Here is a 16,306-nt window from a genome sequence, read left to right as displayed (position 1 = left end):
ACATGAGCTGGCACCCGGTCAGTAAGGCAGATCATCGTTGTTTTGGCTGTGGCACTGAGAACCCCCATGGCCTGAATCTGAACTTTGAAACCGACGGCGAGAAGGTCAGAACGGTCGTTACCATTCCCGAGCATCTCCGTGGCTGGGCCCGCCTGGCTCATGGTGGCGTAACCTCAACGATTCTCGACGAAGTTATGGGCTGGGCCAGCATGTATTTTCTGAATAAATATCCTCTTACCCGGGATCTTAATGTGACATTCCGCAAGCCTGTCTATATCGGTCAGACAGTGGTTGCAACCGGCTGGATTAAGGAGCAGAAAAATGCCCGTAAATTCCTGATGGTCGGAGAACTTCGAGATGAAAATGATGAACTTCTGGCCAGCTCATCATCAGAATTTGCGATGTTCGATAAGGCGCAGTTTCTTAAGCTGGGGTTGGTGGGGGAAGACGACCTGGATTCCATGACGATTACTTTTTCAGAATCACACGATTATGGACATGGCTACAACAAAGACTGACACCGCACTGATTGTCGAAGGTGGTGCAATGCGCGGTATATACAGTGCCGGCGTGCTCGATGAGTTTATTGCTGCGGGGTTTTATCCTTTTTATCAGGTCTACGGAGTGTCTGCAGGCGCTTCAAATGCGGCAGCGTATCTCGGTAGAAAACATGGACGGAATTATCGCGTAATCACGGATTATTGTCGTCGCCCTCAGTTTAAATCACTGCGTCGTTTCTTACGGGGTGGGCATTTAATTGATATCGACTGGCTCTGGGATATTACTGAGAAAGAACTGGATCTTGGCCTGGATCATATTGATGCCGTACACGGTCGTTTTATTGTCGTCGCGACAGATGCAGAAACTGGCCAGCCTGAGTATCTTACACCTGAAAAGAACGATATTTTTCAGGCGATAAAATGTTCCGCTGCGATGCCTATTGCGTTTCGTAATGCCGTCAGCCTGTATGGACGGCAATGGCTCGATGGTGGCGTTGCTGACTCACTGCCCGTGCGGGAGGCCTACGAGCGTGGAGCCAGAAATATTGTGGTGATCCGCTCCAACCCTGCCTCTTACCGTAAACAGGCGTACCGGATGCGGCACCTGTTTCCGGTCATCCTGCGACGTTATCCGGCGGTTGCCCGACGGCTCCAGGAGCGGCACAGTGAATACAACGAGGCGCTCGATTTCATCCGTAATCCGCCTGCTGACTGTCGTATTACCGAGCTTTGTCCGCCAGAAGCATTTTCTGCCGGCCAGTTCACCACCGACATGCAGATACTGGACGAAGCCTATCAGATGGGAGTGGTCGACGGTCAGACGTTGATGCGCACTTGGTCAGCCTCCCAGGATTGATCTGACAAAGGCACGAATTTTCCCATTACCGCACCCGTCTGGGACGTTTCTTTACACCCGCAAGCAAAGCGGGCGTGTAGAATCGCGCCTGATTCTAATTATAAACCTGGAGCAGGTCATGAACCGTAAAACATTAGTTACTATCCACCTTTATCTGGCCGCGTTTTTCGCACCGGTAATGTTAATCCTGGCGACCTCTGGTGGCCTGTACCTGTTCGGTATCAAGGGCAGTGTGGAAAAAGGTGAGACGATCACGATTGCAGGCGCTGCTCTCTCAGAAGAAGGCGACAAGGTCGCTCAGGTGAAAGCACTGCTCGAACAGGCAGGTCTCGATTCTGACTTTGAATACCTGAAAGAGCGTGGTCCTATGATGCAGACCCGCCCAACCAGCCGCGACTACTATGAAATCAAACCGGTCGCCGAGGGCATTGAAGTGACTCCGGTGTCCCCTGATCTGGTTTCGGCACTGATGGAACTGCACATGGGGCATGGCCCGGGTCTGTTCCGTATTCTTGAGCAGATCACGGCCATTGGTCTGGTTCTGCTGCTGATCACCGGACTCATCATTGGTCTTAAGTCGCCGATGCTGAAAAAGCCGACCGTGGGTATTACCGCTGCGGGTATTCTGGTCTTTGTGGTTTTCGCTGCCGTACTCTGATAAAAACTTTTGCTGATCAGGGGCAGAAAATTTCATTTTTCAGCGCCTGATCCGTCATTATCATGCGGCGTTCTTTTGTTAACTGAACGCCCGTATGAAGCTCGTTTCCTTTGATGCCACCCGGACGCTACACATTGCGGGTGCAGGTTATATCAAACCCGATCACTTCTTTGATCACACCGATACCATTACTGCGGCAGATGTCGTTCTTTTCCCTGAATACTGGCAGATCAATACGCTGCTATACGGTCTCAAAGCCCGGGTATTTCCCAGCCCTGCGAGCTATCACCTGGGGCATGACAAAATTGAAATGACACGCGCCTTCAGGCTCGTTGCTCCACACAATCTGCCTTTTACCCTGATAGAACCGAATACTCCGGAATCTGCCGCACGTGTCTGGGCGGCAATGCCGTTACCGTTTGTGGCAAAGATACCGCGCAGCAGTATGGGGGATGGGGTGTTTCTGATCGACACCCAGAAAGACTGGCAGGCGTATCTGAATCAGACGTCGGTTATCTACGCGCAGGAATATCTACCCATCGACCGTGACCTGCGAATCGTCTGGATTGGTGACCGCATCGTCGGCGGTTACTGGCGAATTCAGTCAGACCGTAGCTTTCACAATAACGTTGCGAAAGGAGGGCAGATTGAGTCCGGGATTCTGCCTGCAGAAGCCTGTGCGCTGGTGGAGCGTCTGGCAACCGCGCTGGGGATTGACCATGGCGGCTTTGATATCGCAATGGTTGGGCATCACCCGTATGTGTTCGAGTTTAATCGTCTCTTCGGAAATCAGGGGCTGGAAGGTAAAGGGAGAGTGATCAGTCAGGCGATTGTCGACTACCTGAGCCGGACGGCATGCGGAAATGACCCGGACAATCCGGATGATCTGCCACCGGTGCCGCACCCGGAGGCCGTCTGATCTTCAGGTTCCGCAGAATGTCCGCAGTACTTCCTCACCAGACCGGGGCCCCTTACTGAATTCAGGGTGTTCCTGGTACGGTGATCTGAGGGCGTCGGCAAGCGCATAAAATACGGAGAAGTCCCCCTGTTCACCTGCGTTAATCGCCTCAGCAATCCGATGATTGCGGGGAATCACGGCAGGATTCACCGAGCGCATTTTCTGTGCGGCGGTTTCTGGCGACGTCCGGTTGCTGACTTCGTCCTGCCAGCGGTTTAACCATTCTTCCAGCTGTTGCCTGGTGGCGTCACCGGGGATGGCAGGATCAATCAGCAGAAACAGCGGTGTCCGGTCGGCATCCTGTTCGGTGCACTGTGCCAGCGCATGGAAAAAGTGACTGTAATCTATGCGACCTTGTTCCAGCAGCGTGAGCAGGTCTTCCGCCAGTTGCCGGTCCTGCTCTGCTGTTGTGCCCAGCCCGAGCTTTTCACTCATTCCTGATTCCCAGGCCTGTTGATGCCACTGGGAATAGTCGTTCAGAACCTGCGTGGCCGCGGCCACTGCGTCGTCTTCATCGCCCGGAAATAACCCCAGCAGCGCCTCGGCCAGACGGGCGAGATTCCACTGACCAATCGCTGGTTGGTTCTGATAGGCGTAGCGGCCCTGCTGATCAATGGAGCTGAAGACTTTGCTGCGACTGAAATTATCCATAAACGCGCATGGGCCGTAGTCGATGGTTTCACCACTGACTGTCATATTGTCGGTATTCATTACGCCATGGATAAAGCCGAGTAACATCCAGCGTGCGATCAGTTCAGCCTGCTGGCGTACGATCTCAGTGAAGAGTTCCAGATAGCGCGATTCGGATTCCGGTGAAATGTCCGGAAAGTGGCGCGCCAGAGTGTGATCTGCCAGTGCGCGCAGGGATTCCTCATCACGACGCAGGGCAAGGTACTGAAAAGTCCCCACACGGATATGGCTGGCAGCAACCCGGGTAAATACCGCACCGGGTTCACGTCGCTCGCGGTAGACAGTATCGCCGGTGGTCACCAGTGCGAGCGCGCGGGTCGTGGGCACGCCTAACGCATGCATCGCCTCGCAGAGAAGATATTCGCGCATTGCAGGGCCAAGAGGAGAGCGACCATCACCGTTGCGGGAATACGGCGTACGGCCACTGCCTTTTAACTGGATATCACGCAGTTGGTTGCGGTTGTCGCGCACATCGCCCAGCAGAATGGCGCGGCCGTCACCGAGCTGTGGGTTCAGGTGTCCGAACTGATGGCCACTGTATGCCATGGCGAGCGGGTCTGCGTTGGCGGGTACCTGATTCCCCGAGAACACCGCGGCCAGACCTGCGTCGTGTTCGCTGGATATTCCCAGACTGTCGGCCAGCAGATGATTAAACGCAACGAGCGTCGGCTGGCTTACCGGCGTGGGTAATACGCGGGAAAAGCAGGCCTCAGGCAGCTGCGAAAATTCATTAATAAATGGGATATTGACCGACATAACAGACCCCCAGTCAGCATCAGCGGGCTACCAGAATAGGATGAACGAAAGCGATTGAACAGGGCTGGAAGTGCATAAAGCACTTTTGAAATGCCCCTTAATGTCGGAGTATGTTAAGAATCTCGGGCCGGAGGGCGTACGCCATGGATAACGATAAGAAAAATGTCTGCGTGATTTATACAGGTGGCACCATTGGTATGGTGCATTCTGAGGCCGGATTAAGACCAGAGCCGGGATTTCTTTCGGGTGTTCTGCGTGACAGTCCGGTTTTTCATAGTGAAGGCTTTCCCCGGATTGACGTCGTCGAATATGAGCCGTTGCTGGATTCTTCAGACATGGCACCTGATGACTGGAATCGCATCGCTGGGGATATCTGCAGCCGTTACCGCGATTACGATGGTTTTGTTGTCGTGCATGGCACTGACACCATGGCCTGGACCGCCTCTGCTTTGTCGTTCATGCTGCAACACCTTGGCAAGCCCGTCATCCTGACAGGGTCGCAGATCCCGCTGGTGGATGAGGGTTCCGATGCTTTTGCTAACCTCAGCGGTGCATTACGCCTGGCCAGTTGCCCGGAGTTTGCCGGCGTGACGGTTTTCTTTGATGGGCAATTGCTGCGCGGCAATCGTACGGTTAAGACCCACAGCCGGAAATTCTCAGCGTTTTCCTCTCCAGACAGTCCGGCGCTGTCGGATATCCGGGCCGATGACGCCAGCCCGGCCCCGGCGGCGGATCAACAGGCGACGGTGACGTTTACTCCAATACAGCCGGTGAAATGTGGTGTGATCACGCTCTTCCCGGGTATTTCAGTTGAGCAGATTGAAACCATGCTGACGGCGATGCCGGACGGCGCCATTCTGAGGACGTTCGGCAGTGGCAACTCTTCACAAAGCGATGATCTGATGAAGGTGCTGAGACGCTATACCCTCGCTGGAGGCATCCTCATCAATCACAGTCAGTGCCTTGGTGGTGGCGTCGACGTGGGTATCTATGCCGGCAGTTCGGCATTGCAGCAGGCCGGGGCTATCCCTGCAGGCAATATGACGCTCGAAGCCGCTATGACCAAGCTGATGTTTCTGCTCAGTCAGGAGGGCGAGCGGGAGAGCGTGATTGCCACAGCCCGCGACCGGTATGTACTGAATATCGCCGGTGAGCTGATCGCCTGATCAGCCCAAAGGCGCGACACCGATTAATAGCTGATGCAGCCAGAAGGTAAACAGCGCCCAGACACCGACTGATACGGCGAGTGTTGCCAGGTCACGCCCGAGCCCTTTGTACTCAGCCCGAATCTGCAACGCTCGGTCGCGTCGTCGTGATATCGCAAATCCAGCGATTCCCCAGATGAGGAAACTGCCGAACAGTATCAGGTCGGGCAGGGCGCCATTGGCCAGCAGGTGAGCGAACGCCCAGAGTTTTATGCCAAGGTACATCGGGTGACCGACAGCCACCTGAAGGCGGTTGCCGGGTATCTGACTGGCAAACAGAAGCAGGAGTGCTGGCAGAGTAATCAGGACGGCCAGGTGCCGTGTCCAGAGTGGAGGTGTCCAGAGCCATTGACCTGCTGATCGCGCTTCTGCGTAGCCGAAAATCATCAGTGCCAGACCTGCAGCAGCAACCAGCGAATATATTCCTTTCCAGGGGAGCAGCCCCAACGATGAGATCATGCGTTGCCGGAATTGCGGAGCAACGAGGTTGATTGAGTGTCCGCCAATAAAGAGAACAATCCCTGCCAGTAGTAATGTCATCAGTAATCCCTCACGGTTTGTGGGGTGAGATTACGGAAGCCCGCGAACGGCGGCAAGCCAGGCTGATGAGACAATCCGTTTTACAGTAGGCAAAAAAGCGCACCCCGAGCGGGGTGCGAAAAAGGACTTTCGCGATACCTGCCCTCCCAATAAAGCAGGTACCAGTCCTGAGGAGACGCGCCCGGAACAAGAGATTCCCGGGCAACAGACTTACGGAGTGAGAATCAGAAGAAGCCCAGTGGACTGGTGGCGTAGCTCACCAGCAGGTTTTTGGTCTGCTGATAGTGCTCAAGGGCCACCTTGTGTGTTTCACGCCCGATACCGGATTTCTTGTAACCACCGAACGCCGCGTGCGCAGGGTAAGCGTGGTAACAGTTGGTCCAGACACGACCGGCCTGAATACCACGCCCCATGCGGTAGGCGCGGTTCATGTCGCGGGTCCAGACGCCGGCGCCCAGGCCGAATTCAGTATCGTTGGCGATTTCCAGGGCTTCGGCTTCGTCTTTGAAGGTGGTAACACTGATCACCGGACCAAAGATTTCTTCCTGGAAAACGCGCATTTTATTGTTGCCTTTGAATACGGTCGGCTGGATATAGAAACCTGTCTGCAGATCGCCTTCGAGTTTCTCTGGCGCGCCACCGATCAGAACTTCAGCGCCTTCCTGTTTACCGATTTCAATGTACTTCATGATGCGCTCGTATTGTTCCTGCGAGGCCTGAGCACCGACCTGAACGTCCGTATCCAGTGGATTACCGCGCTTGATAGTCTGAGCACGCTCAACGACCTTGGCGATAAATTCGTCGTAAATACTTTCCTGAATCAGAGCGCGGGATGGGCAGGTACAGACTTCACCCTGGTTAAAGAAGGCGAGCACAGTGCCTTCGACCGCCTTACTCAGGTAGTCATCTTCCATCTGCATCACGTCTTCGAAATAGACGTTAGGCGACTTGCCGCCCAACTCGACGGTGCTTGGAATCAGGGTTTCTGCCGCGCAGCGCAGAATGTGCTGGCCAACCGGTGTTGAGCCAGTAAACGCCAGCTTAGCGATCCGCTTGCTGGTGGCCAGAGCCTGACCTGCTTCTTCGCCCAGGCCGTTGACGATATTCACGACACCCGCTGGCAGCAGATCACCGATCAGTTCCATCAGAACCAGAATAGAGGCAGGGGTCTGCTCTGCAGGCTTCATCACCACGCAGTTACCCGCGGCCAGTGCGGGACCGAGTTTCCAGGCGGCCATCAACAGTGGGAAGTTCCACGGGATGATCTGGCCAACAACACCCAGCGGTTCATGCACGTGGTAGGACACTGTGGTCTCGTCCAGCTCGGCCATGCTGCCTTCCTGTGCACGCAGGCAACCTGCGAAATACCGGAAATGATCAACGGCCAGCGGGATGTCTGCAGCGAGGGTTTCGCGCACGGCTTTGCCGTTGTCCCACGTCTCGGCCACGGCCAGCATCTCAAGGTTCTGCTCGATGCGGTCGGCGATTCTCAGCAGGACATTTGAGCGTTCCTGAACTGAGGTTTTTCCCCAGGCCGGTGCGGCTGCGTGAGCTGCGTCGAGGGCTTTTTCTATGTCTGCGCTGTCGGAGCGGGCAACACGACAGAATACTTCTCCGTTTACCGGGCTGACGTTGTCCATGTAATTACCGTTTACAGGGGCAGCGAATTCGCCGTTGATGTAGTTACCGTACTTCTCTTTGAAAGTGACGACAGCGCCTGGCTGTCCTGGATTTGCATAGATCATCAGGGTATCTCCGTTGTTATTCTTGCCGGCTGAATGGACGCTTTAGACTAAAGTCGAAGGCTGTCCGCTCTTCCGGTGTTTTGTGTTGTGTGACTCCAGAGTATGTGGTCTATTGGTTCGATGACTTGCACGAGAGTCCGGATCAATGTTCTCTGAGTCCCGCCATTGTCAGAATGTGTCACTGGCCTGAAACAGCACACCCCGGACACAGGCCCTGCTTATGACGACCAGTACAAAACCTCACAGTTTCGCATCGCTGGCCAGCGCACACCGTCAGAAGGTAGCGCCGGGTCAGTTGGTGGAAAACCGCACTGTCTATGCCAGTCAGCTGGCAGAACTTTCTGTGTATGACACCTATGAGCAGGCTGAGCGCGTTCGTCTTGATGCCGGTGAGCTGCTCTACTGCGGTATGATGACGGGACGTAAAGTCATGCACGGTATGGACGGTTTTTCGACCGGTTTTCTTCCTCATGAGTCATTTGTTGTAGCACCGGGTGAATACGTCGAAATCGACTTTCCTGAAGCATCAATGACCACACCGACGACCTGCATGACGCTCGAGATACCGCGCGAAACTCTGCTGAAGGTATGTGACCAGCTGAACACGGTCAGCGAGCGCCCGAGAGAGTTGGGCGAGTGGGAGGTAGAAACCCGTCAGTGGCATCTGTCGCATACGGATGCCACTCAGCAGCTACTGGAGCGTATTGTTGCCAGCCACGTACACAAAGAAGATGACTGTGACCTGGTGCTGAACTTTGGGGTTAACGAGCTGGTGGCGCGCATGTTACGCCAGCAGGGGCGTGACTTTTTACTGCGTTGTGTGCAGCAGAATCCGACTCAGTCGGGTCTGACGAATGCAGTGGCCTACATTGAAGAAAACCTTGCTCAGCCGGTAGATATTGATCATCTTGCGCGGATCGCCTGTATGTCGCGTACGAAGTTGTTTCAGCAATTCAAAAGCAGCCTGGGCTGTAGCCCCGCGCAGTATCAGCAGCAGCGTCGCCTCGAACACGCCTGCAAACTGATTCGTAGTGGGCAAAGTATCACCAGCACCTGCTATGAGTTAGGCTTTTCTAACCCCAGTCATTTTTCCCGTCGTTTTCATCAGCAATATGGAATGACGCCGAGAGAATTTGCAGCCCGCTAATCAGCGCCTCTCTTTTCTCAGTTCTGACTTGATCGACCGTTATGTATTTCTGCTCTGCAATCTGAAATTAACTCGTAATTTTTATAAGGAGGCCAGGTATGGCTAACGAAGTTTCTCTGCATCGGGTTATTAAAGCGCCTGCGCAGCGTATTTATGACGCCTTTGTTATTCCTGAAGCATTAGTGAAGTGGAATCCGCCGCATGGATTTTTTGCAAAGATATATCACATGGATTCGCGGGTAGGCGGTACCTATAAAATGTCATTTGTAAATCTTTCATGTGGAGAAGAACACAGTTTTGGTGGTACTTATCGCGAGATGATCCCGGGTGAAAAACTGGTCTTTGACGATCAGTTCGATAATCCGGATCTGCCGGGCCAGATGGTGACTACTGTGAGCTTTACCCCGGTTCTGAACGGCACTGCCTTACATATTACGCAAAGTGGTATTCCCGAAGAAATCCCTCTGGAGTTCTGTTACGTTGGCTGGCAGGAATCACTGCAGTTACTTGCGCAACTGGTTGAACCAGATATTCCATCCCAGTTTGAAGGTGGTGAATAATCATCTGATGATCATGGCTTTCTGAAAATCACGACTCGTTTTTCGTCTGAAAAAACGCAGAATAAACCGTATTTATCTGCGATGAATTCCAGTGTTTTATCGTGCAGGAAAATGACGTGAGTCGGGTCCCGGTTGTAGTGCCAGTGCATGAATTTTTCAGCAGTGCTCCAGCGGCTGGTCATCAGTGCCAGACAGCCTCCTGGGTTCAATAGCGAGACCAGTTTCTCCAGCTCTTTCTCCGGCTGATGAAAGTGTTCAAAGCATTCTGTGGCTGTGATCACGTCGTAGGGCGGTGTTAATGCTTCTGGAAAGAAGAAAGGGTCGTAGTTGTCGCAGTGAATCCCCTTTTGTTCCAGCAAAAGAGACAGCGTCGGCCCCGGCCCACAGCCATAATCCAGAGCGTTGAGTGCTTTCTTCGGCTCAATGAGGTTCAGCAGTGGCTCCAGAAGAATATTCAGAAAGCCGACGTAGCCTTCGTCTTCAATACTGTTCTTATGGGTGGCGTAGTAGGCCTTCTCGTCCTCTGCGCTCAGGTAGTCGTCAGGATGCATAAATGCCAGATGGCAGTGCCCGCAGCTCAGGTAGCGGCGCGGCATGGCGCTATTGAGATCGGTAAGTTTCGCTGTTTCCTGACATAAAGGGCAGGCTGGGGAAGTCATGTCGCGTATTCCGTTGAGTGCGTTTTGCCTACGGCCCGTAATTCCGCGACAATAGAGCACATAGTATCCAGCTTCTGAGAAGCCCGGCAATCATGAGACATCAGTGAGGCGCACCAACCCATGACAACCCGTATCGCCATCAACGGTTTTGGACGTATCGGCCGCTGTGTGCTGCGTGCGCTTTATGAAAACGGTTACCGGCAGGACATGGAAGTGGTCGTGATCAATGAACTCGCTGACATTGATTCACTGAGCTACATGCTACGTTACGACAGTACCCACGGTCGTTTTAACGGCACCGTCAGTATCGCGGATGAGCAGCACCTGATGGTCAATGGCGATCGTATCCGGGTATGCCATATCGGTGATCCGGCAGAGCTCGACTGGGCCGCGTTGGATGTCGACCTGGTGTTGGAGTGCAGTGGTCAGATCCGCTCGCGCGAAGATGCTGAGCTGCACCTCAGTCGCGGCGCGAAAAAAGTGCTTATTTCAAACCCAGCCGACAGCGCGGTCGACAATACCGTGATTTACGGTCATAACCACGATTCGCTTTCGGCAGATCAACGTATTGTGTCTAACGGCTCCTGTTCGACCAATGCGCTGATTCCGGTGCTGACGTTAATCGATCAGGCCTACGGCATTGAAGCGGGTGTGACGACCACGATTCACTCGGCCATGAATGATCAGCCCGTGATTGATGCCTACCATTCGGACATGCGCCGCACCCGTTCGGCGGTGCAGAGCATTATTCCGGTAGATACCGGCCTGCCAGCGGGGATCGAGCGTCTGATGCCGCAACTGGCCGGCAAAATAGAGAGCCTGCACGTGCGTGTGCCGACGATTAATGTCTCAGCACTGGATATCAGCCTGCAACTGACTGACGCCACCGACGCCAACGCCGTTAACGCCCTATTGGCCGGAGCGTCGAATGAGCGCTTCGACGGCATTCTGGGACTCACCCGGGAAGCCCACGCCTCTATCGATTTTAACCATGATCCTCGTTCGGCGATTGTCGATGCCACTCAGACCCGGGTCAGCGGCGGTCGCTTGCTAAAATTGTTGGTCTGGTTTGATAACGAGTGGGGCTTTGCCAACCGTATGCTGGATACGGCCAGCGAGATGCTTAACTGCTATCAGTAAAAGAGCATAAGAGGGATGACATGAGAGGTAAGGGAATCGTCGGTAATGCAGCTGTTTGGTGCCTGTCCGGTGCCGTGCTTCTGTTGACTGGGTGTGACAGTGCGCCTTCATCGTCAGATGACGGAGTTATTGTTATTGATGATCTCTTCATGTCCGTTCAGCTTAATCGTCAGGACAGTATCGAAGGCCTCGACAATATATCAGTCACGGTTGAGTTATTACGTGGTTCACAGCCCGCTACCGGTCTGGAAAGCTCACTGGAGCTTACTCTGCCAGCAGACATGACGGCGTCTGATTTTTCTGAAACTGAGGATGGTATTTACCAAACACTGCTGACGCCTTCCCGCACCGGTGAGTTTGAAATTACCGTCAGCGAGAACACCGTATTTGGAATTTCAGAAACCCTTCATCCACTGGTACTGGCCGACGTTCATGAAGACTGGGGCCAGCCCATGACGGTTGAAGGCCTGGTTAATACTGAAGGCTACGAAGACGGTATTGCGATATCGCCTGATGGCGAATATCTGTTTGTGCAATATTCGCCCGCGTACTTCAGTGGATTAATTCTCTTTAATTTTTCTCGTGGAGACGGCGGTTGCGGCGGAGATCGCCTGTCTCCTGAACGTTGCACACACCCCTGGATAGATAACACCATTGGTCCGGTCAGTGCTCCAGAACGTCCGGACTTTTACACCGCGCGTATCAGTAGTGATGGTACCTGGCGCCATAACTCTGTCTCCTGGGGAATGGGCGATGACACACTGAACCTGTTCAGCGTGTCGAATGTATTTTACGGTTTTAAACGCCAGCTCGACGGTAGCTACCGGGAGCCGTTTATGATCGCTTTTGATGATGAAGGCGATGGCATCAGCAGCCCGTTTGGATTGAGTGTCTTACCTGATTACGGCAGTTCAGATAATTACCTATTAGCCTTGTCGTTTAACGCCCCAGACGATACCGAATCAGTAGATTTTGATGACAACGGAACCGCCGATGCCGAAAGCCTGCTCGATGTCTATACGCTTCAGAGCGCTCTGGGAGACCCTGTCAATCTCGGTAATTTTAATTATTCGGGCACGCCCGGTACGCCACCCCAGCGGGACAGTAGCTTTGGTCTGACCAAAGTAGGCTTTTCTGATGTAGGCATCGAGGGCATAGCAGGAACGCAGGGAAATCCGCATTTATATCGTGAATCATCGACGGTCAGTAGTATCTGGACTGATGACGAATACGATGCGAAGGGCCCGGGCAGCGATCACGGCGAGCTTTCGGTATATGTGAATCTGACGGACAGCTACCCCTCTTCCAGCTGGCAGAAGGTGGTGCTACCTGCACCGGTTAATCTGGCTGACCCTTCGCAGGAAATACAGCCGTTTTTTACTGGCTCCGAACTGTATTTTACCCGCTCAGACGACACTGAGTTACCCGCGGTCTGGATGTCGCAATACAGCGGTACGCACACGCAAGCGGACTTCGGCAATACGGCGCTCTGGGCGACACCCGTTAAGGTACTGGCAGCGAGCTCAGATCAGGAAGTCGGGAATATCATCGCCATTGGTGAACCTACGGTGGGGACCATCGATGGCGACGAGGTGATGTTCTTTGTTTACGGGGTTGTCCGTGGTTTCGACGAAACCAGCGGCCTTGCCGACATCAATATGCAGGCGGGTTATGTTCGCAGACGCGATTAACTCCGATCACTGAACTGCAACTCGGCCAGCCGCTTATACAAGGGCGAGCACTCGAGAAGCTCTTCGTGCGTGCCGACAGCCACGATACGCCCTTGATCCATGACGACGATGCGGTCGACGTGCTTAATGGTCGACAGGCGATGCGCGATCACAAAACTGGTGCGGTTCTGCATCAGTTTATCTAACGCCTGTTGCACAAGGTATTCGCTCTGGGCGTCTAAGGCGCTGGTGGCTTCATCAAGCAGGAGTATTTTCGGATCGTGCAGAATCGCTCGTGCGATGGCTAGCCGTTGCTTCTGACCACCCGATAGTTTTACGCCGCCTTCTCCCAGATACGATTCGTATTGTTCTGGCAGCTGCTGAATGAATTCATCGGCATGTGCGGCCTGAGCAGCCGCGAGAATGTCTGCTTCGGTGGCACTAGGTTGGCCGTAGCGCAGGTTTTCCAACACGTTAGTGCTGAACAGCACCGGCTGCTGAGGCACCAGAGCAAACTGACTGCGCAGGCTTTGTAACTGCCATTCAGGTAATGGTGTGCCTTCCACCAGAATTTGCCCATGTTGCGGATCACGAAAGCGCAGCAGCATATCGAACAGTGTGGATTTGCCCGCCCCGGATGGCCCGACCAAGGCAATGCGCTCGCCAGCGCGTACCTCGAGATTGAGCTCGGTTAAAGCTGCTTTGTCGGGGCGGGAAGGGTAGTGGTAACTGACCTCTTGAAACGCAATCTGAGTATCGCTTTGCTTTATGGCAGGCGTCATATTGTTGGTGGGTGACTGTATGTCCGATTCCGCTGCCATCAGTTCACGAATACGCTCCGCCGCGCCCGCCGCGCGCTGCACTTCTCCGTAGACTTCGGTCACTGCCGCCAGCGAGCCGCCGACCATGATGGCGTAAAAAACAAACGCGGCCAGATCGCCGCCACTCAGGCTGCCGGTAATCACATCGTGACCGCCGACGTACAACATGCCAGCGACCGATCCCATCACCAGAATCATCACCAGCGCGATCATAAACGCGCGTTGGCGAATGCGCAGTAAGGCGACATCAAACGCGGATTCTGCCGCGTCGCCAAACTGTTTATTCACGCTGTCTTCACGAGTAAAGGCCTGCACGACCTTGATGTGTTGCAGGCTTTCCCCGGCCCAGGCGCCGACGCTGGCGACTTTGTCCTGGCTTTCGCGCGAGAGTTTTTTCACTTTGCGCCCGAAAAACACCATAGGAAACACCACCAGAGGCACGGCTACTAGCACGATCAGGCTGAGTTTGAGGTTGGTGATAAACATCAGGGTAATGCCGCCCACAAACGTGAGGGCATTGCGCAGAGCAAAGGAAAACGACGAGCCAATCACGGTTTGCAGCAGGGTGGTGTCGGTGGTGATGCGGCTCTGGATTTCGCCGGACAGATTGTCCTCAAAAAACGACGGTGGCAGCGTGACTAAGTGCCGGTAGAGCGTTTTACGGATATCCGCGACCACCCGCTCGCCGAGCCAGGACACCATATAAAACCGGAAGTAGGCACCGACAGACACGGCGACTACTAAAATCGAGAAGAAAACGACGGCGTCCTTCAAGCCCTCTACGGAACTTGCGGCAAAGCCCTCATCCACCATCAGGCGCACGCCCTGCCCCAGACTCAGCGTCAGCCCGGCCGTGGTGACCAGGGCAATGATGGCGATGATCAGACGAAGTTTGTAAGGGCGGATAAATTGCCAGAGCCAGCGCAGCATCAGAGATCCTCTGAACCGTAATTACACAAAAGGGTAAGCAGGCTATCGGCACTGACCGAGGTAAACAAGGTAAAGGTCAGTTCTGGGCGGTGATTGTCATGTGTGTGCCGATGAAACGCACTGTTCATGCTGGTATACTCCCGCGCGAATTTTGATCGATCTGGCTGGTTCTGGAACAGGCACCGCCAGGTCAAGAAGGCTTATCCGCAACGCCTGATAAACAAACGACTCCATTATCTGGGACATGACTATGACTGTTTTGAAAATGACCGACCTGGACCTGAAAGGAAAACGGGTTCTGATCCGCGAAGACCTGAACGTGCCGGTAAAAGACGGCAAGGTGACTTCTGATGTGCGTATCCGCGCGTCACTGCCAACCATTCAGCACGCGCTTGAAGCCGGTGCCAAAGTCATTGTGATGTCTCACCTGGGTCGTCCGACCGAAGGCGAATACGCTGAAGAATTCTCAATGCAGCCTGTGGCTGATCACCTCGCTGGCCTTCTGGGTCGCGACGTCGACGTTGTTAAAGACTTCCGCGCTGGCATCGAACTGGCTGACGGTGAACTGGCACTGCTCGATAACGTGCGCTTTAACAAAGGCGAAAAGAAAGACGAAGACGAACTGGCTAAAGCCTATGCCGAACTGTGCGATATCTTCGTGATGGACGCTTTCGGTACTGCACACCGCGCTCAGGCATCAACTCACGGTGTCGCTAAGTTCGCACCGGTTGCCTGTGCAGGTCCTCTGCTGGCGGCAGAACTCGATGCACTCGGCAAAGCACTGGATAAACCAGCTCGCCCGCTGGTCGCCATTGTGGGTGGTTCTAAAGTGTCGACCAAGCTGGAAGTACTCGAAAGCCTGTCTGACATCTGTGATCAGATCATCGTGGGCGGTGGTATCGCTAACACCTTCCTGGCGGCAGCAGGCAAGCCAGTCGGTAAGTCACTGTACGAAGAAGACCTGATTCCAGCGGCGAAAAAGCTGATGGAAAAAGTCTCTATTCCAGTACCAACCGACGTTGTGTGTGGTAAAGAATTCTCCGAAACCGCAGCAGCGACTCTGAAGTCTGCAGATGAAGTAGAAGCCGACGACATGATCTTCGACATCGGCCCGGATTCCGCCAAAGCACTGGCTGAACAGTTGAAAGAAGCGAAAACCATCATCTGGAACGGCCCGGTGGGTGTATTCGAATTCGACCAGTTCGGCGAAGGCACCAAGGCGCTGTCTCTGGCGATTGCTGCGTCTGACTCTTTCTCCATCGCAGGTGGCGGTGACACCCTCGCGGCAGTAGACAAGTACAACATCGCTGAGCAGGTGTCTTACATCTCTACCGGTGGTGGTGCATTCCTTGAATTCGTTGAAGGCAAAGTATTGCCAGCAGTAGCGATTCTGGAAGAGCGCGCGAAGTAAGAGAGGGTTCCCTTCTTAACCTCAGGAGACCCCAGCCAGGCTGGGGTTTTTTGTGCCTGA

The 16,306-nt window shown here is 54.1% G+C and carries 15 protein-coding genes; 10 read left to right on the top strand and 5 right to left on the bottom strand.

Features of this window, described 5'->3' with window-relative positions; genetic code table 11:
- The first annotated feature begins 2 nt into the window (after positions 1–2).
- The 4 genes from Q1L85_RS11895 (at position 3) to Q1L85_RS11880 (ending at position 2,933) form a co-directional block, all read left to right on the top strand.
- Complete coding sequence (locus Q1L85_RS11895; protein ID WP_300425900.1) at positions 3–518, top strand: PaaI family thioesterase; 516 nt, start codon at positions 3–5, stop codon at positions 516–518.
- Positions 499–1,356 carry a patatin family protein gene (locus Q1L85_RS11890; protein WP_300425899.1) on the top strand — a complete coding sequence of 286 codons (858 nt, stop codon included), beginning with the start codon at positions 499–501 and terminating at the stop codon, positions 1,354–1,356. Before Q1L85_RS11895 ends, Q1L85_RS11890 begins: the two co-directional genes overlap by 20 nt.
- A 118-nt stretch (positions 1,357–1,474) precedes the next feature.
- On the top strand, positions 1,475–2,014 hold the full coding sequence (locus Q1L85_RS11885) for a hypothetical protein (protein WP_300425897.1): 540 nt from the start codon (positions 1,475–1,477) through the stop codon (positions 2,012–2,014).
- A 94-nt stretch (positions 2,015–2,108) separates the two neighbouring features.
- Positions 2,109–2,933 carry a hypothetical protein gene (locus tag Q1L85_RS11880; RefSeq protein WP_300425895.1) on the top strand — a complete coding sequence of 275 codons (825 nt, stop codon included), beginning with the start codon at positions 2,109–2,111 and terminating at the stop codon, positions 2,931–2,933.
- A 3-nt stretch (positions 2,934–2,936) separates the two neighbouring features.
- On the opposite strand, the gene Q1L85_RS11875 is transcribed toward Q1L85_RS11880, so the two are convergent.
- Entirely contained in the window at positions 2,937–4,418 is a 1,482-nt protein-coding gene (locus Q1L85_RS11875; RefSeq protein ID WP_300425893.1) for a protein adenylyltransferase SelO family protein, read from the bottom strand.
- 143 nt (positions 4,419–4,561) lie between these two features.
- On the opposite strand from Q1L85_RS11875, the gene Q1L85_RS11870 reads away from it, so the two are divergent.
- Positions 4,562–5,584 (top strand): asparaginase domain-containing protein, encoded by a 1,023-nt coding sequence (locus Q1L85_RS11870; protein WP_300425891.1) that lies wholly within the window; start codon positions 4,562–4,564, stop codon positions 5,582–5,584.
- Here the strand turns inward: Q1L85_RS11870 and Q1L85_RS11865 are convergent, their stop codons facing one another.
- Both Q1L85_RS11865 and Q1L85_RS11860 read right to left on the bottom strand, forming a co-directional pair.
- Entirely contained in the window at positions 5,585–6,163 is a 579-nt protein-coding gene (locus Q1L85_RS11865) for an NnrU family protein (protein ID WP_300425890.1), read from the bottom strand.
- Positions 6,164–6,387: 224 nt separating this feature from the next.
- Entirely contained in the window at positions 6,388–7,908 is a 1,521-nt protein-coding gene (locus tag Q1L85_RS11860) for an aldehyde dehydrogenase family protein (protein WP_300425888.1), read from the bottom strand.
- Positions 7,909–8,128: 220 nt separating this feature from the next.
- On the opposite strand from Q1L85_RS11860, the gene Q1L85_RS11855 reads away from it, so the two are divergent.
- Together Q1L85_RS11855 and Q1L85_RS11850 are read left to right on the top strand one after the other, a co-directional pair.
- Positions 8,129–9,055, top strand: coding sequence for a helix-turn-helix domain-containing protein (locus Q1L85_RS11855; RefSeq protein WP_300425886.1), 927 nt, complete (start codon positions 8,129–8,131; stop codon positions 9,053–9,055).
- A gap of 98 nt (positions 9,056–9,153) precedes the next feature.
- Positions 9,154–9,615 (top strand): SRPBCC family protein, encoded by a 462-nt coding sequence (locus Q1L85_RS11850; protein ID WP_300425884.1) that lies wholly within the window; start codon positions 9,154–9,156, stop codon positions 9,613–9,615.
- Between the two features lie 11 nt (positions 9,616–9,626).
- Here Q1L85_RS11850 and Q1L85_RS11845 read toward each other — a convergent pair whose 3' ends face one another.
- Positions 9,627–10,274 (bottom strand): class I SAM-dependent methyltransferase, encoded by a 648-nt coding sequence (locus Q1L85_RS11845; RefSeq protein ID WP_300425882.1) that lies wholly within the window; start codon positions 10,272–10,274, stop codon positions 9,627–9,629.
- Between the two features lie 120 nt (positions 10,275–10,394).
- Here Q1L85_RS11845 and Q1L85_RS11840 point away from each other — a divergent pair, with 120 nt between their 5' ends.
- Both Q1L85_RS11840 and Q1L85_RS11835 read left to right on the top strand, forming a co-directional pair.
- Positions 10,395–11,414, top strand: a complete 1,020-nt coding sequence (locus tag Q1L85_RS11840; RefSeq protein WP_300425880.1) for a type I glyceraldehyde-3-phosphate dehydrogenase — start codon at positions 10,395–10,397, stop codon at positions 11,412–11,414.
- Positions 11,415–11,434: 20 nt separating this feature from the next.
- Positions 11,435–13,105, top strand: a complete 1,671-nt coding sequence (locus tag Q1L85_RS11835) for a hypothetical protein (RefSeq protein WP_300425878.1) — start codon at positions 11,435–11,437, stop codon at positions 13,103–13,105.
- On the opposite strand, the gene Q1L85_RS11830 is transcribed toward Q1L85_RS11835, so the two are convergent.
- Positions 13,102–14,835 (bottom strand): ABC transporter transmembrane domain-containing protein, encoded by a 1,734-nt coding sequence (locus tag Q1L85_RS11830; protein ID WP_300425877.1) that lies wholly within the window; start codon positions 14,833–14,835, stop codon positions 13,102–13,104. The genes Q1L85_RS11835 and Q1L85_RS11830 overlap by 4 nt on opposite strands.
- A gap of 250 nt (positions 14,836–15,085) precedes the next feature.
- Here Q1L85_RS11830 and Q1L85_RS11825 point away from each other — a divergent pair, with 250 nt between their 5' ends.
- Entirely contained in the window at positions 15,086–16,246 is a 1,161-nt protein-coding gene (locus Q1L85_RS11825; protein ID WP_300425875.1) for a phosphoglycerate kinase, read from the top strand.
- The last annotated feature ends 60 nt before the right edge of the window (positions 16,247–16,306 follow it).

Origin of the sequence: uncultured Thalassolituus sp. (genome assembly GCF_950066645.1) — a bacterium.
In the GTDB taxonomy this organism is placed as follows: domain Bacteria; phylum Pseudomonadota; class Gammaproteobacteria; order Pseudomonadales; family Oceanobacteraceae; genus Thalassolituus.
The sequence above is the reverse complement of the archived record's forward strand: the minus strand, read 5'-3'. Positions and strand labels throughout refer to the sequence as shown.

Excerpts from the sequence above, each read along its gene's own strand:
- Q1L85_RS11895 (WP_300425900.1), top strand. The coding sequence starts at position 3 with ATGAGCTGGCACCCGGTCAGTAAGGCAGATCATCGTTGTTTTGGCTGT.
- Q1L85_RS11890 (WP_300425899.1), top strand. The coding sequence starts at position 499 with ATGGCTACAACAAAGACTGACACCGCACTGATTGTCGAAGGTGGTGCA.
- Q1L85_RS11885 (WP_300425897.1), top strand. The coding sequence starts at position 1,475 with ATGAACCGTAAAACATTAGTTACTATCCACCTTTATCTGGCCGCGTTT.
- Q1L85_RS11880 (WP_300425895.1), top strand. The coding sequence starts at position 2,109 with ATGAAGCTCGTTTCCTTTGATGCCACCCGGACGCTACACATTGCGGGT.
- Q1L85_RS11875 (WP_300425893.1), bottom strand. The coding sequence starts at position 4,418 with ATGTCGGTCAATATCCCATTTATTAATGAATTTTCGCAGCTGCCTGAG.
- Q1L85_RS11870 (WP_300425891.1), top strand. The coding sequence starts at position 4,562 with ATGGATAACGATAAGAAAAATGTCTGCGTGATTTATACAGGTGGCACC.
- Q1L85_RS11865 (WP_300425890.1), bottom strand. The coding sequence starts at position 6,163 with ATGACATTACTACTGGCAGGGATTGTTCTCTTTATTGGCGGACACTCA.
- Q1L85_RS11860 (WP_300425888.1), bottom strand. The coding sequence starts at position 7,908 with ATGATCTATGCAAATCCAGGACAGCCAGGCGCTGTCGTCACTTTCAAA.
- Q1L85_RS11855 (WP_300425886.1), top strand. The coding sequence starts at position 8,129 with ATGACGACCAGTACAAAACCTCACAGTTTCGCATCGCTGGCCAGCGCA.
- Q1L85_RS11850 (WP_300425884.1), top strand. The coding sequence starts at position 9,154 with ATGGCTAACGAAGTTTCTCTGCATCGGGTTATTAAAGCGCCTGCGCAG.
- Q1L85_RS11845 (WP_300425882.1), bottom strand. The coding sequence starts at position 10,274 with ATGACTTCCCCAGCCTGCCCTTTATGTCAGGAAACAGCGAAACTTACC.
- Q1L85_RS11840 (WP_300425880.1), top strand. The coding sequence starts at position 10,395 with ATGACAACCCGTATCGCCATCAACGGTTTTGGACGTATCGGCCGCTGT.
- Q1L85_RS11835 (WP_300425878.1), top strand. The coding sequence starts at position 11,435 with ATGAGAGGTAAGGGAATCGTCGGTAATGCAGCTGTTTGGTGCCTGTCC.
- Q1L85_RS11830 (WP_300425877.1), bottom strand. The coding sequence starts at position 14,835 with ATGCTGCGCTGGCTCTGGCAATTTATCCGCCCTTACAAACTTCGTCTG.
- Q1L85_RS11825 (WP_300425875.1), top strand. The coding sequence starts at position 15,086 with ATGACTGTTTTGAAAATGACCGACCTGGACCTGAAAGGAAAACGGGTT.